Origin of the sequence: Microbacterium alcoholitolerans, assembly GCF_050408615.1 — a bacterium.
Taxonomy (GTDB): domain Bacteria; phylum Actinomycetota; class Actinomycetes; order Actinomycetales; family Microbacteriaceae; genus Microbacterium.
Genome location: NZ_JBNTKD010000001.1, coordinates 2498498 through 2521948 on the forward strand (window position 1 = coordinate 2498498; position 23451 = coordinate 2521948).

Genomic DNA, 23451 nt, shown 5'->3' on the forward strand with positions numbered 1-23451 from the left:
CAAAAATCGAATGGTGATCATCGCGAATGATCGCTTTTCTTTATGAGTGGAACCGGTCATCCTGAGAGCATGACCACCCCTGTGCTCCCTGCATCCGACACCTCAGCCGACCTGGCAGCGCTCGCCGACGACGCCGTCGCGCTCGTGCGCCAGTGGCTGATCGAAAGCCGCGATGTTCCCGTGGATGCTGCCGCGCAGCGTCTCGCCGGAGTCCTCCGTGACGAGAACGGGCTGGACTTCACCGTCGGCTTCGTCGACGGCGTCGTGCGGCCGGAGGACACGAAGGTCGCCGCTCGCAACCTCCGCGACATCGTGCCGCTCACCCCGAAGTTCCTGCCCGCACCGCTGCGCGGCGCCATTGCCCTCGGTGGCGCGTTCGCGCCGATACTGCCCGGCATCGTCGTGCCCATCAGCCGGCGCGTGCTGCGCAGCATGGTGCGTCACCTGATCGTCGATGCGCGCGACGCGCAGCTGAAGTCGGCGATCCGCCGCATCCGCTCTGCCGAGAACGTCCGCCTGAACGTCAACCTGCTCGGTGAGGCGATCCTCGGCAAGGAAGAGGCCGAGCGCCGACTGGCCGGCACCCGTCGCCTGCTCGAGCGCGACGACGTCGACTACGTCTCGATCAAGGTGTCGTCCACCGTCGCACCGCACAGCCCCTGGGCCTTCGACGAGGCCGTCGCCGATGCCATCCAGGCGCTGCACCCGCTGTACGAGGTCGCAGAGTCCAACGGCACCTTCATCAACCTCGACATGGAGGAGTACAAGGACCTCGACCTCACGATCGCGGTCTTCACGGGCATCCTCGATCGCCCCGAGTTCAAGAACGTCGAGGCCGGCATCGTGCTGCAGGCCTACCTGCCCGACGCACTCGGCGCGATGATCCGACTGCAGGAGTGGGCGGCGGCCCGCGTCGCCGAGGGCGGCGCCCCGATCAAGGTGCGCGTCGTGAAGGGCGCCAACCTGCCCATGGAGACCGTCGACGCCGAAGCCCACGGCTGGGAGCTGGCGACCTGGTCGACCAAGCAGGAGTCGGATGCCTCGTACAAGGCCGTCCTGGACTACTCGCTCACCGCTGAGCGTGTGAAGAACGTGCGCATCGGGGTCGCCGGCCACAACCTGTTCGACATCGCCCTGGCCTGGCTGCTCGCCGAGAAGCGCGGCGCCACGCAGGGCATCGAGTTCGAGATGCTCCTCGGCATGGCATCTGCCCAGGCCGAGGTCGTCAAGCGCACCGTCGGCTCGCTGCTGCTGTACACGCCGGTCGTGCACCCGGACGAGTTCGACGTCGCGATCGCGTACCTGATCCGCCGCCTCGAAGAGGGCGCGAGCCAGGAGAACTTCATGTCGGCAGTGTTCGACCTCGACTCGGACCCGAAGCTGTTCGAGCGCGAGAAGCAGCGCTTCCTGGCATCCGTCGCCTCGATGCCCACCGAGGTGCCCGGGCCGAACCGCACTCAGAACCGCAGCCGGCCCGCCGCCGCGGCGGCTGTGGACGGCTTCGCGAACACCCCCGACACCGACCCGTCGCTGGCGGCCAACCGCGCGTGGGCCGACGGCATCCGCGCCCGCATGCAGGGATCGACGCTCGGCGACGACACCGTCGCCGCGAACACGCTCAGCACCACCGGTCAGGTCGACGAGCGCATCGCGACCGCCGTCGCCGCCGGCGAGGCGTGGCGCGCGCTGGGCGCCGCCGGCCGCGCCGAGATCCTGCACCGCGCCGGTGACGTGCTCGAAGCGCGCCGCGCCGAGCTGCTCGAGGTGATGGGCTCCGAGGCCGGCAAGGTCATCGAGCAGGGTGACCCCGAGGTCTCCGAGGCGATCGACTTCGCGCACTACTACGCCGAGAGCGCCAAGAAGCTCGCCGACATCGACGGTGCGACCATGCAGCCGGTCGGGCTCACCGTCGTCACCCCGCCGTGGAACTTCCCGGTCGCGATTCCCGCCGGCTCCGTGCTGTCGGCCCTCGCCACCGGCTCGCCGGTGATCATCAAGCCCGCACGCCAGGCACGCCGCTCCGGCGCCGTCATGATCGAGGCGCTGTGGGAGGCCGGCGTGCCGCGCGACGTGCTGCAGTACGTGCAGCTCGACGGACGCGAACTGGGCACGAAGCTCGTCAGCGACCCGGCCGTGGGCCGCGTCATTCTCACCGGCGGGTTCGAGACGGCCGAGTTGTTCCGGGGCTTCCGCGCCGACCTGCCCCTGCTCGCCGAGACCAGCGGCAAGAACGCCCTGATCGTCACGCCGTCGGCCGACCTCGACCTCGCCGCCAAGGACGTCGTGTACTCGGCGTTCGGCCATGCCGGACAGAAGTGCTCCGCCGCATCCCTCGTCGTGCTCGTCGGCTCGGTCGCGAAGTCCGAGCGGTTCCGCCGCCAGCTGCTCGACGCGGTCAGCGCTTACGAGGTCGGCGACCCGAGCGTCGGCTCGACGCGCATCGGTCCCCTCATCGGACCGGCCGAGGGCAAGCTGCTGAGCGCCCTGACCGAGCTGCACCCCGGCCAGTCGTGGATGCTCGAGCCGAAGAAGCTCGATGAGACCGGCAAGCTCTGGCGCCCGGGCATCCGTGAGGGTGTCGAGCCCGGCAGCGAGTTCCACCTGGTGGAGTACTTCGGACCGGTGCTGGGCGTGATGACCGCCGAGACGCTGGACGAGGCCATCGACATCGTCAACGCCATCGAATACGGCCTGACCTCGGGTCTGCATTCGCTCGATGAGGACGAGATCCAGCTGTGGCTCTCGCGTATCGAGGCCGGCAACGTGTACGTCAACCGCGGCACCACCGGCGCGATCGTGCAGCGCCAGCCGTTCGGCGGCTGGAAGAAGGCCGCCGTCGGCGCCGGATCCAAGGCCGGCGGTCCGAACTACCTCGTCGGCCTGTCGGAGTGGATGGACGCCCCGGTGCACTCCGATACCGCGCCGGACGCCCTGGCCGAGTCGGCCGTGAAGCTCGTCGACGGCGACGACGCAGCCTGGCTGCGCGGTGCGCTGGCGACCGACATCGACGCGTGGGCCGATGAGTTCGGCATCGTCCGGGATGCCACGGGCCTCACCACCGAGCAGAATGCGCTGCGCTACCAGGCGATTCCCGCCGCGATCCGCTTCGAGGGCGACCGCGTCGCCGAGCTCATCCGCGTCGCCGCCGCCGGTGTGCGCGCCGGCTCCCGCGTGACCGTGAGCACGGCTGCACCGCTGCCGACGCCGATCGTCACGTGGCTGGGTTCGCAGGATGTCGTCGTCGTGACCGAAGCCGCAGACGCCTGGGCCGTGCACGCACGTCGCCTGGCGGCAGCCGGCGGCCGGGTGCGCCTGATCGGAACGGATGCCAGTGCCACGGCATCCGCCGTCGACGGCTCGCCGAGCCTGGCGATCTACGCGAACCCCGTGGTCGCGGCGGGTCGCGTCGAACTGCTGACGTTCCTGCGCGAGCAGGCCGTCTCGGTCACCGCGCACCGCTTCGGCACCCCGCACCGCTACGAGATCCCGGTGCTCGCCCCTGTGCGCTGAGAACCCGTGCGCTGAGTCAGCGCGTCCTCGGCGCCGTTCCAGAACAGGCGATCCGGTGAGAACAGGTGGAGATCTCGGTTTTCATCCTGTTCCTGCCGGATCGCCTGTTCTCGTCGGCAGCAGCTTGCAGCGGTGGCCGCAAGTGTGACACTTTGTGTCATACTGAACGCCGACGATTGCGAGGACGCACGTGACGAATCCGCTGACCGGCACCCAGGGCATGCTGCGCGCGATGAACGGCCGAGCGATTCTGGACGCGCTCGCCAGACGCGGCCCGCTCACCAGGGCCGAGCTCATGAACGAGACCGGACTGTCGCGGACGGCCGTCACCCAGGTGCTGCGCTCACTCGAGTCGCGGGGCGGCATCGTGCCGGCCGGTGTCGATCGCGCGACGCAGGGGCCTGCGGCGACGCGCGTGACGCTGAATCCGCGGCTCGGTTATGCCGCCGCCGTGCACATCGACCACCACGACGCGCATGCTGCACTCGTCGATGCGACCGGTGCGGTGCGTGCGGAGGCACACGCACCGCTCTCCGCGGCGTACGACCGCCTCGACGTCGTCACCGCGCTGATCGAGGAGTGCACCGGCGGCGTCGCCCCGGTGCACACCGCCGTGGTGGCTGTGCCCGGAATCGTCACCCGAGACGGAGCGATCCGCGACGACCACGGCCCCGACGGCGGCATCTTCCGCACTGCGCTCGCCGAGCGGATCGGATGCCCGGTGCGCGTCGAGAACGACGTGAACCTCGCGGCCCTCGCAGAGCTGTCCGGCCCGTACGGCCTCGAGCGCTCCAGCTTCACGCTGCTGCTGCTCGACGCCGGACTCGGCGCCGCCTCCGTGCTGGACGGCATCCTGCACCGGGGTGCCGGTGGCATCGCCGGCGAGGTGCAGTATCTGCCGCAGACGCCCCTGCCGCTCGGAGCGCCCGTGGTCGGAGACGCGGTCACCTCCGACCTCGCACTGGACGCCGGGCGCGATCCTGGAATCTCACTGCTGGCGCACCTCGAGGCAGCGGCCGACGGCGACGCCGCAGCGCTGTCGATCGTGACCGAGATCGCCCGTCGCATCACCGTGATCGCCGGCACCATCACCCTGGTGATCGACCCCGGTGCGTTCGTGCTCGGCGGACTCGCCGCGCATCCGGTGATGTTCGATGCCATCCAGGCCGAAGCCGAGGCCTGGGCTGACCGACTGCCGCTGCGGTTCGACGCATCCGCCTTCGGCCGGGAAGCACCCCTGGTCGGCGCCGTCCACGAGGCGGCGGCCGAGCTCCGCTCGATCCTGTTCACCCGCATCCTCTCTCCCGACTCCCGAAAGTCCTGACATGCCCGCACCCCTCATCGAACGGCTGGGTCTGCCCACCGGCACCCGCGCGATCATCCTCAACGCCGACGACTACGGCATGTGCCATGCCGCGAACACGGCGATCTCCGGTCTGCTCGAGGCCGGGCATCTCGACTCGGCGACGATCATGATGCCGTGCCCGTGGGCGCCGGAGGCGGCCGCCTTCGCCGCCGGCCGCCGCGACCTCGACGTGGGCGTGCATCTCGTCCTGACGAGTGAATGGACCCGGTACCGGTGGCGGCCGCTCTCGGGCATCCGATCCTCCTCGCTCGTCGACGTCGACGGGTACTTCCCGCACACCGTGCTCGAGGTCGAGCAGCTGAGCTCTGAGGGCGAGGTGGCCGCCGAGCTCGCCGCGCAGCTCGAGGCCGCGCTCGCTGCGGGAATCGATGTCACGCACCTCGACAACCACATGGGCTCGGTCTACGGGCTCGAGAATGGGCGGAACTTCCTGCCGCAGGTCTTCGAACTCGCTGCTCGTCACGAGCTGCCGTTCCGTCTGCCGCGATTCGCAGCCGGCCCCGGCATGGACCCTGCGCTGCAGTCGCAGGTCGATCAGGCGGCAGCAACAGCGGATGCCCTCGGCATCGTCATCCCGGACCGGATCTGGACCCATCCGTTCGAGCTCAGCGGCGAGGGCACCGCGGCCGAGGAGACCTATGAGCAGGTGCGCGACGGCTTCCTCGACCTGCTGCGCGGCGTGCCCGAGGGCGTGACCGAGATCTACCTGCATCCGATGGACGACGGCGACGAACTGCGCGCCGTCGTCGACTACGGTGCCGCGAAGCGCGGACACGAGCTGCGGCTGCTGGCCGATCCCGCGGTCGCGCAGGTGATCGCGGAGGAGAATCTGGTGCGCGTCGGGTGGCGAGACCTACGGAACGTGCAGCGCGGGGAAGCCCCCGCATCAGCGGCTCCGGCGGCCGGGACAGACCGATGAGCCTCCTCTCCGGCATCCGCGACCGCCGACTCGACGCGGCACCCACCCGTTCGCAGACGGTCGCATTCGGGGCATCCGGCTTCCCGATCCAGTTGATGACGCAGACGTTCTCGGCGTTCGTCGTCTACTTCTACGTCGCGCACCTCGCCGTGCCGGCCGAATGGGTGGCATTCGCGATGATCGCGCACGGCATCCTGAACGCGGCGCTGAACCCGGTGGTCGGCGCGATGTCCGACCGGCTGCGCACGCCGTGGGGGCGGCGCATCCCCTGGATCGGTCTCGGCATCGTGCCGCTGGTGGTCGCCTTCGTGCTCGTGTGGATGCCGCCCGAGCTGCCCGCCGCCGGACTGATCGCCTGGTTCCTGGTCGTCGTCGCGGTGTACGACGTCGCTTTCGTCGTGGTCGTGCTGAACATCTCGGCGCTGTTCCCCGAGATCTTCCGCACGACCGAGGAGCGGGCGCGCGGCAACGTGCCCCGGCAGATCTTCGGCATCCTCGGCATGGTGCTCGGCACCGCGATCGCCCCGGCGCTCTACGACGCGCTGGGGTGGCCGGCGATGGCGCTGATCCTCGGCGCGGTGAGTCTCGGGATGCTGCTGTGGTCGTTCCGCAGCGGCATGATCGAACGTCGCGGTGCGGTCGTCGCTGAGGCGCCGATGCCGTGGACGGCGCAGTTGCGCTACACGTTCACCAACCGCGCCTTCGTGCCCTATGTGCTCGGATCGCTGATGGTTCAGACGTCGATCGCGATCATCATCGCCGCGATCCCGTTCTACGTGCGGTACTCGCTGCACGCCGCCGAGGGCGAGGCGAGCGTGCTGCTCGGCGCGATCTTCGCGTCGGCTATCCCGTCGATCATCGGCTGGAGCTGGGTGGTCCGCCGCACGAGCCCGCGCACCGCGCTGCTGATCGGCATCGCGATCTTCGGCATCGCGACACTGGCCTGGCTGCTGCCGGCGACCGTCCTCGCCGCAGCCCTGGTCGGCCTCGGCGTCGGGGTCGGCGTCGGCGGTCTGCTGCAGCTGCTCGAGATCGCCCTGTCGCAGATCATCGACGACGACGCCGATCGCACCGGGCATCGCCGCGAGGGCGTGTACTTCGGCGTGAACGGGTTCGTCGTGCGCGGCGCGGTGGTGCTGCAGGCGATCGTCGCGGCCTGGGTGCTGAACGCCAGCGGGTTCGATGCGACGCTCGGCGACGCGCAGCCGGATGCCGTCGACGGGGGCATCCGGATCATGCTCGCTGTCGTGCCACTCGGCTTCACCGCCCTCGCCTGGCTGTGCTTCTGGCTCTACCCGATCCGCCGCCGCTGATCCGTCACCCGTTCAGCCGCCGACACCCCCAGTTCTCGCCGAGACCCCTGCGTATGGGCGCCCATACGGAGGGGTCTCGACGGAAGGCAGGGGTGTCGGCGAAGGGGATCAGGTTACGTAGCCGTCGGCCACCGAGAGCGCGTCGTCCAGCACCGCGAGGCCTCGCACCAGATCGTCTTCGCTGATCACCAGCGGCGGGGCGACGTGCATGCGATTGAAGTGCGTGAACGGCCACACGCCGCCCTTCTTCGCGGCAGCAGTGAAGGCGCCCATCGGGGCAGCATCCGATCCCGACGCGTTGAACGGCACCAGCGGCTCGCGCGTCTCGCGATCGCGCACCAGCTCCACGGCCCAGAACAGGCCGCGCCCTCGGACCTCGCCGACGCTCGGGTGCGTGTCGACCCACGCTCGCACCGTCGGCTCGACGACGCGCTCGCCGAGGTCGCGCACGCGCTCGAGGATGCCGTCCCGCCGGAACACCTCGAAGGTCGCCACACCGGCGGCACACGCCAGCGGATGCCCGGAGTAGGTGAGCCCGCCGGGGAACGGCGTCTTGTCGAAGTGCTCTGCGATGGTATCCGAGATGACGACGCCGCCGAGCGGCACGTAGCCGGAGTTGATGCCCTTCGCGAAGGTGATCAGGTCGGGCCGGCCGTCGTACGCGTCGATGCCGAACCACTCGCCGAGCCGGCCGAAGCCGACCATCACCTCGTCGGCGATGTACACGATGCCGTGCCGGTCGCACAGTCCGCGAACGCCCTGCAGATACCCCGGCGGCGGCACGAGCACTCCGTTGGTGCCGACCACCGTCTCGATGATGATCGCCGCGATCGTCGACGGGCCCTCCAGCAGGATCGTCTGCTCGAGGTGCTCGAGCGCGCGCTGCGCCTCCTCCTCGATCGTTGTCGAGTGGAACGCCGAGCGGTACAGGTACGGTCCGAAGAACCGCACGGCACCTGCGTCGCTGACCTCGTTCGCCCAGCGCCGCGGGTCACCGGTGAGCGAGATCGCGGTCGACGTCGAGCCGTGATAGCTGCGGTACATCGAGAGCACCTTGCGGCGGCCTGTCACCTGGCGGGCCATGCGCACGGCGTACTCGTTCGCCTCGGCGCCGCCGTTGGTGAAGAACACCTTCTCGAACCCGTCGGGCGCGACCTCGCTGATCAGGCGCGCGAGCTCGCCGCGCACGTCGTTCGCGATGGCCGGCTGGATCGTGGCGAGGCGCCCGGCCTGCTGCTGGATCGCGGCGACGAGATCGGGATGCTGATGCCCGAGGTTCAGGTTGACCAGCTGGCTCGAGAAGTCGAGGTAGGCGTTGCCGTCGTAGTCCCAGAACGTCGATCCCTCGCCCGCGGCGACGGGCAGCGGATCGATGAGGGCCTGCGCGCTCCACGAGTGGAACACGTGGGCGCGATCGTCGGCGCGCACCTGTGCGGCCGCGTCGGCTTCGGGAAGCGGATGCTGATCGCCGTGGCGATCGGTGTACTGCGTCATGTCCCTGTCTCCTTCGGCGGGGTCAGTGGTTGCTCGGGAAGCCGAGGTCGACCTGGGCGGGGGTGTGGTCGGGCCAGCGGGTGGTGACGACCTTGGAGCGGGTGTAGAAGCCGATCGACTCGGGGCCGTAGATGTGAGCGTCGCCGAACAGCGAGTTCTTCCAGCCGCCGAAGGAGAAGGCGCCGACCGGCACGGGGATCGGCACGTTGACGCCGACCATCCCGACCTCGATGTCGAACTCGAACTGGCGGGCGGTGCCGCCGTCGCGGGTGAAGATGGCGGTGCCGTTGCCGTACGGGTTGGCATTGATGAGCTCGACCGCGTCGGCGTAGCTGTCGACGCGGACGACTGACAGCACCGGCCCGAAGATCTCGTCCTCGTAGACCTTCATGCCGGGGCGCACGTTGTCGAGCAGGCTGACGCCGGTGAAGAATCCGTCGCCCTCGAAGTGCTTCTGCGTGCCGTCGACGACGACCGTGGCGCCTTCCGCCTCGGCGCCGGTGACGTACGAGGCGACCCTGTCGCGGTGCTCGCGGGTGATCAGCGGACCCATCTCGCTGGACGAGTCCGTGCCCGCCCCGATGCGCAGCTCGCCGATGCGCGATCGGATGCCCTCGACCAGGCCGTCCGCGATGTCGCCGACGGCGACCAGCACCGAGACGGCCATGCAGCGCTCGCCGGCGGAGCCGTACGCGGCCGAGACCGCAGCCGCTGCGGCGCCGTCGAGATCGGCGTCGGGCATGACGACCATGTGATTCTTCGCGCCGCCGAGCGCCTGCACGCGCTTGCCGTTGGCCGCGGCGCGCTCATAGATCGACTTCGCGATCGGGGTGGAGCCGACGAAGCTCACCGCGCCGATGTCCTTCGAGTCGAGCAGCGTGTCGACGGCGACCTTGTCGCCGTTGACGACGTTGAGCACGCCGTCCGGGAGCCCAGCCTGCTGGAACGCCTTCGCCATCCAGATGGCGGCAGAGGGGTCCTTCTCGCTGGGCTTGAGCACGACGGTGTTGCCGCAGGCGATGGCCGAGGCGACCATCCACAGCGGAACCATCACCGGAAAGTTGAACGGCGTGATGCAGGCGACGACGCCCACCGGCTGCTTGACCGAGTGCACGTCCACGCCGCGTGAGACCTGCTCGGCGCGCTCGCCCTTGAGGTGGTGCAGCAAGCCGGCTGCGAACTCGACGTTCTCGATGCCGCGGGAGACCTCGCCCGCGGCATCCGACAGCACCTTGCCGTGCTCGCTCGTGACGATCGCGGCGAGCTCGTCGGTTCGCTCGGCGAGGATCTGCCGCAGCCGGAAGAACACGTCGGCGCGCTTGATCAGAGTGGACGAGCGCCATCCCGGCGCTGCGGCCTTCGCAACGGCGATCGCGTGCTCGACCTCTTCGGCAGAGGCGGTGGCGACCTGGCGGTGCGCCTCGCCCGTGGCGGGGTTGTAGACCGGCAGCGTGCGGGCGGTCTCGCCTGCGTCTGCGCCGTCGATGAAGTGGCGGATCGTGGTCACGGGATGCTCCTCGTCGAGTCGGTCGGGGTTTCCGCACACAATGACCGGATGGTCACGACGGATTGATTCCCATGCTGACACCGGAGAGGATGAGACGGTGCTCACAGATCGTCAGGACTTCGTCTCGCCTCGGACAGATCGTCCGGAGGGTGCGGCGCTGCCGCGAGTGGCGGATGTGCTGCAGGTCGAGGCGCTGCGCCGCGGACACCCCGAGGTGCTGGTGGGCGGCGAAGCACTGCACACCCCGGTGCGCTGGGTTCACGTCTCGGACAGCGATCAGGTGGCGCGACTGCTCGACGGCGGCGAGCTGCTGCTGACGACGGCCGCCGGCTGGTCGGGATCGGATGCCGCGCTGCGGACGATCGCGAACAGCCTCGCCGACGTCGGGGCTGCCGGGATCGTCATCGAGCTGGGCACGCGCTTCGCCGTCGCACCTCCCGCGCTGATCGCCGCCTGCCGGGCCCGCGGGCTCGCGCTGATCGCGCTCGAGCGCGTGGTGAAGTTCGTCGCGGTCACCGAGGCCGTGCACCGCCAGATCATCTCCGGGCAGCTCCTGGCGCTGCAGGAGCGCCAACGGCTGCACGAGCTGTTCACCGAGCTCAGCCTGCGGGGCGCGCCGGCCGACATCGTGGTGCACGCGACCGCCCGGGCGCTGGGCACGCCGGTCGTGCTCGAGACGCTCGGGCGCGAGGTGGTCACCGCCGATGTGCGGGATGCCAGAGCATCCGACGTCCTCGACGGCTGGGCCGCGCGCTCGCGGGCCGACGCCGACCTGCTCGCGGTTCCCGTGCAGGCGCGCGGGGTGCGCTGGGGCACACTCGTCTCCCTCCCGGGTGCGGCGCATCCAGCGGGGGCGGTGACCGTGCTCGAACTGGCCGCCACAGCCCTGGCGCTGACCCGTCTCGCCGACGGGCCTTCGGCGTGGGCTGCGCTGCCGGCTCGCGATCTCGTCGCCGCGGTCGCCGGCGGCCGGCACACCGGCGTGGACGACGTCGCCACGCGGATGCAGACGGCCGGGCTTCCGCTGCGCGGGCGTGTGCTGTGCGTGCTGGTCGCGCCGCACGCCAACGCGGAACAGGTCGCGAGGCTCGTCGGCGCAGGCGCCGGGGCCGCTGCGGATGTGGATGCACGCGCGCTCGGAGCGGTTCACGACGGCGACGGTGTGGTTCTCATCTCGGCGGCACGAGAGCTGACGACGGCGGAGCTGTCCCTGGGGGCGGGTGACCTGCCGGCCGGCCTGGCCATCGGAACGCCCGCATCGACGGTGGCGCAGCTGCTGGCATCCGTTCGTCCGACGCGACTGCTCGCGTCGCGACTCGGCGCCGGCGAGGTGCGCCGCGTCGACGACCGCCCGCTCACGCGTCTGGTGACGGAGCTGGGCGACGACCATCGGCTGCAGGAGCACAGCGAGCGGATGCTGGCGCCGCTGATCCGCCGCGACGGCGAGACGGGCGGTGACCTCATCCGGGTGCTGCGCGCGGTGGTCGCGCATCCCGGCAACCGCACGGCGGCCGCGGCCGCATCGCACCTCTCGCGCTCGGTGTTCTACCAGCGCCTGGCGCTGATCTCCGAGCTGCTGGGCGTCGATCTCGACGACGGCGAGACCCTCGCCGCCCTGCACCTGGCACTGCTGGCACTGCCCGGGTGAGGCCGCCCCACCGACGAACCCATTCAAATCGGGGGCCGACACGCCAGATGTCGGACAGGCTGCCAGGTTTCGTCCGACTTCTGGCGTGTCGGCCCCCGGAATGTATCGGCGCACCGGCTCACGAGTCGAAACCCATCCCGATGGCGTCTAGCGTCTTCAGCAACAGGTTGCGCCTGCCCTCGTTGTGATCGGCGCGATCCATCGACGCGCGCACCAGGTTCACGCCGACCGCCGCGGCGGGCTCGGGCGGGAACGGGATCGGCTTCGTGCGCACCATCTCGAGCTGCGTGCGCTCGGTCTCGGCTCCGGCGAGCTTGTCGAGCATCACGTCTGCGGCGAAGCGGGTCGCGCCGACGCCCAGCCCGGTGAACCCCGTCGCGTAGGTGACGCGTCCGCCGCGGGCGAGGCCGAAGAACGCGCAGAACCGGCTGCTGGAGTCGATCGCGCCGGCCCAGCGGTGCGTGAACTTCAGCCCCTCCAGCTGCGGGAAGGTGGTGAAGAAGTGCGAGGCGAGTCGGCGGTACGACTCCGGTCGCTCCTCGTACTCTGCGCGCACCTTGCCGCCGAAGTGATAGACAGCGTCGTATCCGCCGAACAGGATGCGATCGTCGGCGCTCATCCGGTAGTAGTGGAACTGGTTCGCGGAGTCGCTGAGCCCCTGCCGGCTCTTCCAGCCGATGCTGGCGCGCTGCTCGGCGCTCAGCGGCTCGGTCATCAGCACGTAGTCGTACACCGGGACTGTCATGAACCGGTTGCGCTTGAGCAGAGACGGGAACACGTTGGTCGCCAGCGCCACGTGGTCGGCGGTAACCACACCGCCACCGTCGACGGTGACGGTCTGCACGCCCTTTCCGCTGAGTCCTGTGACGCGGCTGTGCTCGTGGATCTCGACACCCAGCTCGGTCGCCACGCGGGCGAGCTCGACGGCCAGTTTGGCGGGCTGGATCATCGCGCACCCGCGGCGATCCCAGTTGCCGGCAAGGTAGGTGGGCGAGTGAACCTCGGCGCGCACGGCGTCCTGATCGAGGAACCCGTCACCGTGCATCCACTCGATCTGGTGCGGTTCGGTTGCGACCGCGAGCTGGCCGGTGCGCTCCCAGTCGATGTCCATGCCGTACTTCTCCACGGCGGCTTCGATGCCGTCCAGATTCGCCAGGCCCACCCGCTCGAGCTGATCCATCTCGTCGGGCCAGCGGTTCATGCCGTTCTCGTAGCCGTGAGTGAGACTCGCCTCGCAGAATCCGCCGTTGCGGCCGGATGCCGCCCAGCCCACCCGTGCGGCCTCGAGCAGCACGACCCGGCGCTGCGGGTCGCGCTCCTTCGCGCGCACGGCGGTCCACAGCCCCGCGTAGCCGCCGCCGACGATGACGAGATCCGTGCGCACCTGGCCGCGCAGCGGCGGGTAGGAGGGCCGGTCGATGTCATCGAGCCAGAACGTCGCATGCCTGGTGTCGCGCAGGGCGTCGTCGATCAGCGCGTCGGCGGGCGGGAAGCGCTCGAAGACGGTGGTGCCCATCAGCGCGTTCCCCAGTTGTAGAAGTCCTTGTGCAGGCCTGCATAGAGGAAGCTCTCGGTGTGCGTGACGCCGGGGATCGAGCGCACGCGCGAGGAGACGAGTTCGAGAAGATCCTCATCGGTCTCGCAGATCGCCTCGGCGAGCACATCGAACGATCCGAGCGTCACGACGACATACGCGAACTCGTCGATGGCCTTGATGGCCTCGGCGAGCTCTCGAGGATCGCCGGTGGTGCGGATGCCGACCATCGCCATCCGCGAGAAGCCGAGCTGACGCGGATCGGTGACGGCCACGATCTGCACGACACCGGCATCCGTCAGCCGCTGTACGCGCTGGCGGACGGCCGCCTCGCTGAGACCCACCGTGCGACCGATCTCGGCATACGGCCGCCGGCCGTCCTGCTGCAGGAGCTCGATGATCTGCTTGGAGACGTCGTCCAGCACGGGGAGTTTCGACTTGTCGGTCACGTGTCGATCCTGACACTCGAAACGGATGGATGCAACTGATTCCGCAGAAAAGACCGCGGAATACTTCCGATTCCGTAGCCGTCGATCTAGAGTGGGGCCATGCCCACGACGACGTTGCAGAATCACATCGCGGGAGAGTACTGCGACGCCCACGCCGCAGAGCGCCTCGACCTGATCGACCCTGCCACAGAAGAGGTGTACGGCAGCATCCCCCTCTCCGACGATGCCGACATCGATGCCGCGTACGCCGCAGCGACGGCGGCGTTCCCGGCCTGGCGCGATGCGACGCCGGCCGAGCGTCAGCTCGCGCTGTTCCGGATCGCGGATGCCATGGCCGAGCGTGCCGACGAGTTCGCCGACCTCGAATCGCAGGACACCGGCAAGCCGCGCGCCAGCCTCGTCGCCGACGAGATCGAGCAGTCCATCGACCAACTGCGCTTCTTCGCCGGTGCAGCGCGCAGCCTCGAAGGCCGGGCGGCAGGGGAGTACCTCGCCGGGCACACCTCGTACGTGCGCCGCGAGCCCATCGGCGTGATCGGCCAGGTCACGCCGTGGAACTACCCGCTGAACATGGCCGTGTGGAAGATCGCTCCTGCGCTCGCCGCAGGCAACACCGTGGTGCTGAAGCCCGCCGAATCGACTCCGCAGTCGACGCTGCTGCTCGCCGAGATCGTCGCCGAGCACACACCGGCCGGCACGCTGAACGTCGTGCTCGGGGCGCGAGAGACGGGTGCGGCGCTCATCGCGCACCCGGCGCCGCAGATGGTCGCGATCACCGGGTCGGCGCGGGCCGGCATGGCGGTCGCCGAGTCCGCGGCATCCGATCTCAAGCGCGTGCATCTCGAGCTCGGAGGCAAGGCACCCGCGATCGTCTTCGACGACGCCGCTCTCGACAAGGCGGTGGATGCCATCGTCGCCGCCGCGTTCTTCAACGCCGGTCAGGACTGCACCGCCGCGACCCGCGTGATCGCGCACGCGTCGGTGCACGACGAGCTGGTGAGCGCTCTGGTCGCCAGGACGCAGACACACGCCCGCACCGGCGGACCGCACGAGGAGGGTGTGTTCTACGGGCCGCTCTCGAGCGCTGCGCAGTTGGCTCAGGTGCGGGGCTTCATCGACAGGCTGCCCGCGCACGCCAAGATCGAGACCGGCGGCCGCCGTCAGGGCGAGACCGGGTACTTCTTCGAGCCGACCATCGTCTCGGGCATGCGCCAGGATGACGAGGCGGTGCAGAACGAGGTGTTCGGACCGGTGCTGACCGTGCAGTCCTTCTCCGACGACGACGAGGCACTGGGACTCGCCAACGGCGTGCGCTACGCGCTCGCAGCATCCGTCTTCACCCGCGATCACAGCCGGGCGATGCGCTTCACGCGCGATCTCGACTTCGGCTGCGTCTGGGTGAACACGCACATCCCGTTCGTGTCGGACATGCCGCACGGCGGGTTCAAGCACTCCGGCTACGGCAAGGACCTCTCGCAGTACGGCTTCGACGACTACACCCGCGTCAAGCACGTCATGACCGCTTGGGCGTGACGCGCGTGCTCACGTCACGAGCGTGACTGAGAACAGGACATTCGACGAGGACAGGATGGTTTTACAGCATCCGTCCTGGTCTGGGCGTTCGTCCTGTTCTCGGGTGTGGGCTGACCTGCGACCGCCTCAGGTCAGCGTCTTCACGTGGCGGCGCTCGTGCAGCGTCAGACCGGGGCGCTCGTCGAGCTTCGTGCCGCCGTCGGATGCCCAGCCGTGCCGCTCGTAGAACGCCGCGGCCCGGTCGTTGCCCTCCAGCACCCAGAGGTACGCGACCTCATGGCCCTCGGCGCGGAGCGCCTCTTCGACCGCGGCGACCAAGGCGTGACCGACACCGGTCGACCAGGCGTCCGGGTGGACGTAGATGCCCCAGAGCTCGCCTGTTCCGGGCGCATCGTCATCGCGGGCGGCGCCGTACCCGGCCCAGCCGACGAGCCGGTCGTCGCGCTCGACCACGAGGGTGCGCGAACTCCGCTCGGAGTCGGCCATGAAGCGCGCCCAGTTCGCCTCGCGCTCGGCGATCGACAGTCCGTCGAGCACCTCCTGCGGCATCAGCCCGCGATACGCGGCCTGCCAGCTGCGCACGTGCACCACAGCGAGCCCATGGGCATCAGAGACGGTCGCATTGCGGACCAGCATCCGATCAGCCGGCATTGCGCCGCGCTTCCCACCCGCTGCGCACCATCTCATCGACGGTGTGGCGCATCCGCCAGTCCAGATCGCGTGCCGCGAGCTCGCCGGTTGCGACGATGCGGTCAGGGTCACCGGGGCGACGCGGCCCGATCGCCGGGGTGAACTCGATGCCGGTGACGCGCACCATGGCATCCATGATCTGCTTCACGCTCAGCCCGTCGCCGGAGCCGAGGTTGTACGCCGGCTCGATCGGCTCGCCGCCGGCGAGGCGCTTGGCGGCCTCGACGTGCGCCGCGGCGATGTCGCCGACGTGCACGTAGTCGCGGACGTTCGTGCCGTCGGGCGTGTCGTAGTCGTCGCCGAAGATCGCCGGGGTCTCACCGGCCAGCAGCTTCTCGAAGACGATCGGGAAGAGGTTGTGCGGGCTGACGTCGTAGACGCTCGGGTCGGCGGATCCGACGACGTTGAAATAGCGCAGCGAGGTGTGTCGCAGCGGAGCATCGGATGCCGCGGTCGCGAGACCCTGATCGCGCAGCAGCCACTCGCCGATCAGCTTCGACTCGCCGTACGGGCTCGCGGGGCGCTTCGCGGTGTCCTCGGTGACGAGGGCGACATCCGGCGTGCCGAAGACGGCGGCGGATGACGAGAAGACGATGTTCGCGACTCCAGCGGCCTGCATCGCCTCGAGGATCACCCGGGTGCCCTCGACGTTCTGCGCGTACGTGCGCAGCGGGCGCTGCACGGAGACCCCGGCGTACTTGAAGCCCGCGACGTGGATGACGCCCTCGACGCTGTGCTCGCGCAGCGCGCTCTCGACGAGCTCGCGGTCGAGGATGCTGCCCTCCACCAGTGCCACATCGGCGGGCGCGAACGACGGGCGGCCGCTGGAGAGGTCGTCCAGGATGACGGGCGTGAGGCCCGCCGCGGACAGCGCCCGGACGACGTGTGCTCCGATGTAACCGGCTCCGCCGGTGACCAGCCAAGACATGGACTTCCTTCCGTCGCGCGGGTGCGCAGAGTCAATTGTGCCAGCCGCGTCCCCAGGTCACGCGTCGCGCCGCGGGCCCTCCGCAGGGTGCACCGTGAAGACGTGCGGGGCGCCGAAGCCGGCATCCGCGAAGGCCCGCACGACGGCATCCGACACACTCTCGACCGCCTCGTGCTCGATCAGGGCGATAGCCGCGCCGCCGAACCCGCCGCCGGTCATACGCGCGCCGATCGCACCCTGCGCGAGCGCGGTGTCGACGGCCAGATCGAGCTCCGGCACCGAGATCTCGAAGTCATCGCGCATCGACGCGTGCGAGGCCACCAGCAGCTCGCCGATCGCGCGCGGACCCTGTTCGTCGAGCGCGGAGACGGTGTCGAGCACACGCTGGTTCTCGGTGAGGATGTGGCGCACCCGGCGGAAGGTCACATCGTCCATCAGCTCGGCTGCGCGCAACAGATCGCTGACGTCGGCATCGCGCAGCGATCGGATGCCGAGAAGCTCAGCGCCCCGCTCGCACGACGCCCGGCGCTCGCGGTAACCGCCCGTGGAGTGCGCGTGCGTGACCTGCGTGTCGATCACGAGCACCTCGAGGCCCTCACCGGTGAAGCCGGTGGGCACCGAGCGCGTCTCGAGAGTGCGGCAGTCGAGGAACGTCGCGGCATCGGCCTGGCCGAGCATGGACGCCATCTGGTCCATGATCCCGGTCGGAGCGCCGACGGCTTCGTTCTCGGCGCGGCGGCCGACCTGCGCGAGCGTCACCGGGTCGAGGTCGAGGCCCCAGAGCTCGTTGAGGGCGGATGCCACGGATCCCTCGATCGCCGCGGATGACGACAGCCCCGCGCCGACCGGCACGTCGGAGGCGATCGCGATGTCGACTCCGGTCGGCCGGGCATCCGGCGCGGCCAGCAGAAGCGCCCAGGCGACGCCGAGGGCGTAGGCCGACCATTCCGGCACGCGCAGGTCGCCGGCGCTGGGGAACAGAGTGTCGAGGTCGCTCAGCGACACCTCGACCGGCTCATCGGCGAAGGTCGACGCGACGCGGATGCGGTCGTCATCGCGCAGACTCGCGGCGGCGTACGTGCGCTGCTGGATCGCGAACGGCAGCACATATCCCTCGTTGTAGTCGGTGTGCTCGCCGATCAGATTCACGCGGCCCGGCGCCGACCAGATGCCCTCAGCCTCGTGGCCGTACAGGTCGGCGAACAGCTCGCGTGCGGCGTTCAGTGCGGTCATGCGGTCACCTCCGGGACGGATGCGATGGCGGCGCGCAGACGCTCGGCGGCCACCTCGGGCAGGATCTCGGCGGTCCAGGCGCCCATGGCGGCCTCGGAGCCGGCGAGGAACTTCAGCTTGTCCTCCGCGCGGCGCGGGCTGGTCAGCTCGAGACGCATCCGCACGGTGTCGCGGCCTGCGTTCACCGGGGCCTGGTGCCAGGCCGCGATGTAGGCCGTTGGAGTCTCATACAGGGCATCCACTCCGCGCAGCAGCCGCAGGTAGAGCGGCGCGAGCTCGTCGCGCTCCGCGTCGTTCAGGGCGGCGAAATCGGGCACGTGACGGTGCGGCGTCAGCTGCACCTCGAGCGGCCAGCGGGCGGCGAACGGCACGAACGCCGTCCAGTGCTCGCCCTGCAGCACCACTCGGTCGGAGGCCCGCTCGAACTCGAGCACGCGGGTCATGAGGTCGGGCACGGTGCGGTGGATGCTGTCGAGCAGCCGCTGCGTGCGGGGCGTGACGTACGGGTAGGAGTAGATCTGCCCGTGCGGGTGCGGCAGAGTCACGCCGATCGCCTCACCGCGGTTCTCGAACGGGAACACCTGCTCGATTCCCGGAAGTGCCGAGAGAGCGGCGGTGCGGTCGGCCCAGGCCTCGATGATCGTGCGCGCGCGGGTGACGGACTGGCTGCCGAAGGACCCCTCGTGATCGGGACTGAAGCAGACGACCTCGCAGCGGCCGATGCTGGTGCGGGTGCGGCCGATGCCGAGCTCTGCCATGTCATCGAGTCCGCGGGTCGGGTTCGCCGCTTCGGGCGCGCCGCCGGTGGCCCGGTTCAGAGCGGGGCCGAACGCGGGAGAGCGATTCTCGAACACGGCGACGTCGTAGCGCGAGGGGACCTCGGACGGATTGGTCGGCGTCTGGGGTGCCAGCGGGTCGGCGTCGGCGCTGGGCATCATCACGCGGTTCTGCCGCTTGGTGGCGAACGTGATCCAGTCGCCGGTCAGGATGTCCTGGCGCATGGTGGCCGTCTCCGGCCGCTCGTCGAGCGTGCGGGTGTCGACGCTGCGCTCCGGTCCGAGAGTCGTGCCCGGGTCGTCGAAGTAGAACAGTTCGCGGCCGTCCGCGAGGCGGGTGCTGCGCTTCACGACGCCGGCGCCGAGGTCGTCGATCCGCAACTCCGGAGAATTCTGCATGTTCACGTGAACATGGTATGCGCAGGACCATGATAACGTCAACACGCCGGAGTTGCGGCGCGTCAGGCGCGTGAGGCGCGTGAGGCGCGTGAGGGGCGGGAGGGTGGATGCCGGAAGCAGGGCGGACTTCAGCGGCGCAGACGGGCCGCGTGTCGATGGCGCAGGTCGCCGTCCGCGCGGGCGTGTCGAATCAGACCGTCTCGCGCGTCGCCAATGACAGTCCGCGGGTCGATCCAGCAACACGCCGGCGGGTCGAGCAGGCCATGGCTGAGCTCGGCTACCGGCCCAACCGCGCAGCCCGCGCTCTGCGCACCGGACGCACGCAGACGCTGGGGCTGGTCGCGCAGACCCTCGCCACAGTCGGCAACTCCCGCATGCTGCAGGCCGTCGCCGATGCGGCATCCGTTCGCGGCTACGCGCTCGCGGTCGTCACCCTCGGCGAGGACGGCGACATCGCCCAGGCCTTCGACCGACTGCACGACCAGGGCGTTGACGGAGCGATCGTGCTGAACGAGGCGACGGTGCTCGCGCGGGATGTCGCCGCCGCCGGCATCCGCCTCGTCGTCGTCGATTCGCCGCCGGACGCCCGCTTCGCCGTCGTCGCGACCGACCACGCAGCCGGGGCGCGCGCCGCGACCGAGCGGCTGCTCGCCGCAGGCCACCACGCCGTTCATCATCTCGCCGGGCCTGCAGGATCCTTCGCAGCGACCGAACGCGAGCGCGGCTGGCGCGAGGCGCTGTCGGATGCTGGAGTCCAGGCGCCGGAGATTCTGCGGGGAGACTGGAGCGCAGCGTCCGGCCACGCGCAGACGCAGCGGATTCTGGCCACCGCGAAGGGCATGTCAGCGCTGTTCGCGGCCAACGACCAGATGGCGCTCGGAGCCCTGCGTGCGCTCGCCGAGGCCGGCCGGCGCGTCCCGGAGGACGTCGCCGTGATCGGCTTCGACGACGTCGCAGATGCCGCCGAGTACCGCCCGCCGCTGACCACCGTCCGCCAGGACTTCGACGCGCTGGGAGACAGAGCGGTGCGGAGCGTCATCGCCCTCATCGACGGCGAGACACCCGAAGACCTGCGACTGGTGCCGACACTGGTTTCCCGCCGAAGCGGCTGAGCACCCAGGTCGAGACGGCTGCGGGTCAGACCTGCAGCGCGTCCGCGGGAATGCGGGTGACGTGGCCGTCGGCCCACCTGATCGTCGACGCGTCCGACAGTACCGGCACCCCCTCGACACCGCCCGCGCCGCCGTCGCTCGCACTGAGATGCACGCCCAGTGCGTGCCAGCGGCCCGCGAGCGGCTCGACGTCGATCCACGGCGCGGCCGTTCGCCCGGCGAGCGGAGTCACGTCGTCCTGCACGAGAACGTCGGATGCCCTGGCATCCGATCCGTCCAAGACGACCACCCCGGTGCTGAGCCGTGACGTCCGCGCCCATGCGCCGTCAAGAGTCTCGATCTCGCCCGTCACCGCCCACCCGCCGATGCGGAGCACGTCGCCATCGCGCACATCGTCTCCCTCGTGCACCCGCACGAATCGCACTTCCCACGCGCCGCGCACGACAGACACGGTCTCGATCCTCGGCCCCACCTCGGTGTGCCCGGTGTGCGCGCCGACGCCGTGGTCGGCCGGCGCGGCGAAGCCGATCGGCCAATGTGCTCGCGCCACCGACGAACCCAGCAGCGCTCCGCCGCCGAGCTCTCGCACGCCGCCGGCCGCGAACCCGGAACGGTGGCTCGGCAGTCCCTCCCGCACCAGCGTCACGGTCCCGTCGAGCGGCTGCGCCACACCGGGGCCGGCGAGCACCGGGGCGGTCGCCGTCGAATAGCCGAACTTCGCGTAGAGCGGCGCGTCCGGCTCGAGGGAGTCCTCCACACGATGATCCGTGCCATGGTTCACCACGCGCACCACACCGTCAGAGGTGCCGACGGCCAGCCATCCCGGCGCCGCGATCGCCCGCGCGAACGGACCCCGATCGATCGGCAGCGGCTGTTCCACTGCAGACCACACCGGGTGCGACGCGGGCAGCGCGAGCCCGAGCATCCCCTTCGCCGCCCAGTACGGCGAGCCGAGCCCGGAGTAGTTCTGCGCGATCGCCCGCCACGGGTGGTGCCAGCCGAGCGAGAGGATGCCACTGGCATCCGGCGCCCCGCGCTCGACGAAGTGCTTGGTCTGCCCACTGGCCGCGCGCCGCAGCAGTCCGGGATCGTGCCGGGACCCGCCGTGGAAGGCGGCCGCCCAGGCCGGGGCCGCGGTCGCGAAGCGGTACGTGAGCGAGCGCCCCTGCAGCAGCGGCGCACCGTCGCCACCGATCAGGTGCAGCGCGTCATCGAGGTAGTCGTCGAGCCGCGCCCGGTAGCGGTCGACGCGCGCGACGTGGCGCGGGTCGTCCGCGACCATCTGAGCCCAGATGATCGGGTAGAACGGCAGCGCCCAGCCACAGTAGTGGTCGAAGTTGCGCCCGACGCCGTCGGCGATCCAGCCACCGGGTAGGTCGAAGGAATCCAGCAGGGCGAAGTCCTCTTCGCGGTCGGCCTGAGAGACCGGCCCGCCGACGCTCTCCAGGAAGTACGACACCATGATCCGGAACCACGCCCAGTTGTTCGGCGGGTACGGGCGGCCGATGAACGTCGAGAGGTACTCGATCGTCTGCTGTCGACCGCGCTCGCTGAGTCGTGCCCAGACCGTGTCGCGGGTGAGGTGCAGCCCGAGTGCGAGCGCCGCGGCCTCAACCTTGGCCTGATCGTGCTCGTCGATGCGCACCCACCGCTCCGGATGCTGTGGATCGACACCGGCCTCGATCCCACGAGCGCATCGCTCGGCGAGCGCCCCGGTGCCGGCGCCGTCGGGGTCGCCGGCGATGCGGAAGGCCGCCAGCATGAACGTGCGCGTGAACCCCTCGAGATGATCGATGTCCCGCCCCAGACCGCCGGCCGCGCCCGGGTACCGGATCAGCGACTGTGCCGGGCTGGCATGTCGCGCGGCGCCGTCGAGGATGGCGTCGGCGACGCGCTCCCAGTGCGCGCGGGTCCATCCGGTGTACGGCGAGAGCGCGCGGTCGTCGCCGGGCAGCGCGATCATGCTGACGTCACCATGTCGGCAGCGGTGATCGGATGCCGCGGTGGCGACCCCTGCGCATAGGCCTGCAGTTCGTCGAGCGCGGAATCCGCGAGGCGTCGCAGCTCGGTGCCGAGAGAGCCTGCGATATGCGGCGTGATCGCGACGTTCGGCAGCCGGTGCAGTTCGGAATCCGCGGGCAGCGGCTCCGGATCGGTGACGTCGAGCACAGCGTCGAGTCGGCCGGTGCGGCACTCGGCGGCCAGCGCGTCATGATCGAGCAGGGCGCCGCGGGCGGTGTTGATCACGGTCGCGCCGTCGGGGAGCGCGGCGAGCTCGGTCGCGGCGATCATGTGCCGGGTGGAGGGAAGGTCCGGGGCGTGCAGCGAGAGCACGTCGGCGCGGGGCAGCAGCTCCGCCAGCGGCACGAGCTGCGCGCCGGCCGCGACCACGGCCGCCTCGTCGGCGAACGGGTCGGCGACGAGGACCTGCACATCCAGCATCCGGAGCATCTCGACCACCCGACGGCCGATCCTGGAGTAGCCGATGATGCCGATTGTGCGGTCGACGTTTCCGACGTCCGCGTAGTCGAGCAGTCCGTGCGCCGTGCGCTGAGCGATCGGCGTCCGCAGATGCGTGAACGCGCGCTTGCCCGCCAGCACGATGGTCGCGAACGTGAACTCGGCAACGGGAACGGCGTTCGCATCAGCCGCGGAGGTGACCAGGATGCCGCGCTCCCAGAGCGCATCCGTGACGATCGCGCGGACGCTGCCCGCGGCGTGCAGCACCGCGCGCAGCCGCGGGAGGCGGCCCAGGCGCGCAGCATCCAGCGCCGGGGCGCCCCACGAGGTGACGAGCACCTCGACGTCCGCCAGCTCATCGTCGGCGGCGGCATCGATGTCGACCGGAGTGTCGGATGCCAGGTCGCACAGTTCGGCGAGGCGGGCCAGCCGGCGGTCGTCGAAGACCGTCTGCGCGGCATCCGCCGACATCGCGAGCAGGGTGCGGGGTCGCGGTGCTGTCATGGGTCTCCCGAGTTCGAGGCGGCGCTGTCCACGATATGTCCTGGTGTCACCCGGGTGGAGGAGTGGTTGACGATCG

The 23451-nt window shown here is 70.3% G+C and carries 17 protein-coding genes; 7 read left to right on the plus strand and 10 right to left on the minus strand.

All coding sequences use genetic code 11. The features are described 5' to 3' along the window. Positions 1–69 precede the first annotated feature (69 nt). From ACQUSX_RS11970 to ACQUSX_RS11985, 4 genes are all read left to right on the plus strand, one after another. Positions 70–3510, plus strand: coding sequence for a bifunctional proline dehydrogenase/L-glutamate gamma-semialdehyde dehydrogenase (locus ACQUSX_RS11970; RefSeq protein WP_428907142.1), 3441 nt, complete (start codon positions 70–72; stop codon positions 3508–3510). A 190-nt stretch (positions 3511–3700) separates the two neighbouring features. Then, complete coding sequence (locus ACQUSX_RS11975) at positions 3701–4834, plus strand: ROK family transcriptional regulator (RefSeq protein ID WP_428907143.1); 1134 nt, start codon at positions 3701–3703, stop codon at positions 4832–4834. 1 nt (position 4835) lies between these two features. Next, on the plus strand, positions 4836–5795 hold the full coding sequence (locus ACQUSX_RS11980) for a ChbG/HpnK family deacetylase (RefSeq protein ID WP_428907144.1): 960 nt from the start codon (positions 4836–4838) through the stop codon (positions 5793–5795). Then, a complete protein-coding gene (locus tag ACQUSX_RS11985) occupies positions 5792–7108 on the plus strand; it encodes an MFS transporter (protein WP_428907145.1) in 1317 nt (438 codons plus the stop codon). Before ACQUSX_RS11980 ends, ACQUSX_RS11985 begins: the two co-directional genes overlap by 4 nt. A 108-nt stretch (positions 7109–7216) precedes the next feature. On the opposite strand, the gene ACQUSX_RS11990 is transcribed toward ACQUSX_RS11985, so the two are convergent. Together ACQUSX_RS11990 and ACQUSX_RS11995 are read right to left on the minus strand one after the other, a co-directional pair. Beyond that, positions 7217–8602, minus strand: coding sequence for an aspartate aminotransferase family protein (locus ACQUSX_RS11990; protein WP_428907146.1), 1386 nt, complete (start codon positions 8600–8602; stop codon positions 7217–7219). 22 nt (positions 8603–8624) lie between these two features. Continuing rightward, positions 8625–10109 carry a CoA-acylating methylmalonate-semialdehyde dehydrogenase gene (locus tag ACQUSX_RS11995; RefSeq protein WP_428907147.1) on the minus strand — a complete coding sequence of 495 codons (1485 nt, stop codon included), beginning with the start codon at positions 10107–10109 and terminating at the stop codon, positions 8625–8627. Between the two features lie 97 nt (positions 10110–10206). Between ACQUSX_RS11995 and ACQUSX_RS12000 the strand changes: the two genes are divergently transcribed. Beyond that, complete coding sequence (locus ACQUSX_RS12000; protein ID WP_428907148.1) at positions 10207–11757, plus strand: PucR family transcriptional regulator; 1551 nt, start codon at positions 10207–10209, stop codon at positions 11755–11757. A 118-nt stretch (positions 11758–11875) separates the two neighbouring features. Here the strand turns inward: ACQUSX_RS12000 and ACQUSX_RS12005 are convergent, their stop codons facing one another. Both ACQUSX_RS12005 and ACQUSX_RS12010 read right to left on the minus strand, forming a co-directional pair. After that, on the minus strand, positions 11876–13273 hold the full coding sequence (locus ACQUSX_RS12005) for an NAD(P)/FAD-dependent oxidoreductase (RefSeq protein WP_428907149.1): 1398 nt from the start codon (positions 13271–13273) through the stop codon (positions 11876–11878). Continuing rightward, positions 13273–13740, minus strand: coding sequence for an Lrp/AsnC family transcriptional regulator (locus tag ACQUSX_RS12010; protein ID WP_428907150.1), 468 nt, complete (start codon positions 13738–13740; stop codon positions 13273–13275). Before ACQUSX_RS12010 ends, ACQUSX_RS12005 begins: the two co-directional genes overlap by 1 nt. A 99-nt stretch (positions 13741–13839) precedes the next feature. On the opposite strand from ACQUSX_RS12010, the gene ACQUSX_RS12015 reads away from it, so the two are divergent. Continuing rightward, positions 13840–15273, plus strand: coding sequence for a gamma-aminobutyraldehyde dehydrogenase (locus ACQUSX_RS12015; protein ID WP_428907151.1), 1434 nt, complete (start codon positions 13840–13842; stop codon positions 15271–15273). Positions 15274–15399: 126 nt separating this feature from the next. On the opposite strand, the gene ACQUSX_RS12020 is transcribed toward ACQUSX_RS12015, so the two are convergent. From ACQUSX_RS12020 to galT, 4 genes are read right to left on the minus strand one after another with little or no spacing between them, the layout of a single operon-like run. Beyond that, the gene (locus ACQUSX_RS12020) at positions 15400–15909 is read right to left on the minus strand and encodes a GNAT family N-acetyltransferase (protein ID WP_428907152.1); all 510 of its coding nucleotides are present in this window, start codon (positions 15907–15909) and stop codon (positions 15400–15402) included. 4 nt (positions 15910–15913) lie between these two features. Further along, the gene (galE, locus tag ACQUSX_RS12025) at positions 15914–16891 is read right to left on the minus strand and encodes a UDP-glucose 4-epimerase GalE (protein ID WP_428907153.1); all 978 of its coding nucleotides are present in this window, start codon (positions 16889–16891) and stop codon (positions 15914–15916) included. Positions 16892–16948: 57 nt separating this feature from the next. Beyond that, on the minus strand, positions 16949–18124 hold the full coding sequence (galK, locus tag ACQUSX_RS12030; protein ID WP_428907154.1) for a galactokinase: 1176 nt from the start codon (positions 18122–18124) through the stop codon (positions 16949–16951). Further along, positions 18121–19299: a galactose-1-phosphate uridylyltransferase gene (galT, locus tag ACQUSX_RS12035; protein WP_428907637.1), complete on the minus strand. Its 1179-nt coding sequence runs from the start codon at positions 19297–19299 to the stop codon at positions 18121–18123. Before galT ends, galK begins: the two co-directional genes overlap by 4 nt. A 155-nt stretch (positions 19300–19454) precedes the next feature. On the opposite strand from galT, the gene ACQUSX_RS12040 reads away from it, so the two are divergent. Beyond that, on the plus strand, positions 19455–20411 hold the full coding sequence (locus ACQUSX_RS12040; protein ID WP_428907638.1) for a LacI family DNA-binding transcriptional regulator: 957 nt from the start codon (positions 19455–19457) through the stop codon (positions 20409–20411). Between the two features lie 25 nt (positions 20412–20436). Here the strand turns inward: ACQUSX_RS12040 and ACQUSX_RS12045 are convergent, their stop codons facing one another. Then, positions 20437–22374, minus strand: a complete 1938-nt coding sequence (locus ACQUSX_RS12045) for a DUF2264 domain-containing protein (protein WP_428907155.1) — start codon at positions 22372–22374, stop codon at positions 20437–20439. After that, on the minus strand, positions 22371–23375 hold the full coding sequence (locus tag ACQUSX_RS12050; protein WP_428907156.1) for a hydroxyacid dehydrogenase: 1005 nt from the start codon (positions 23373–23375) through the stop codon (positions 22371–22373). The genes ACQUSX_RS12045 and ACQUSX_RS12050 overlap by 4 nt, the downstream gene beginning before the upstream one ends. Positions 23376–23451: the final 76 nt, after the last annotated feature.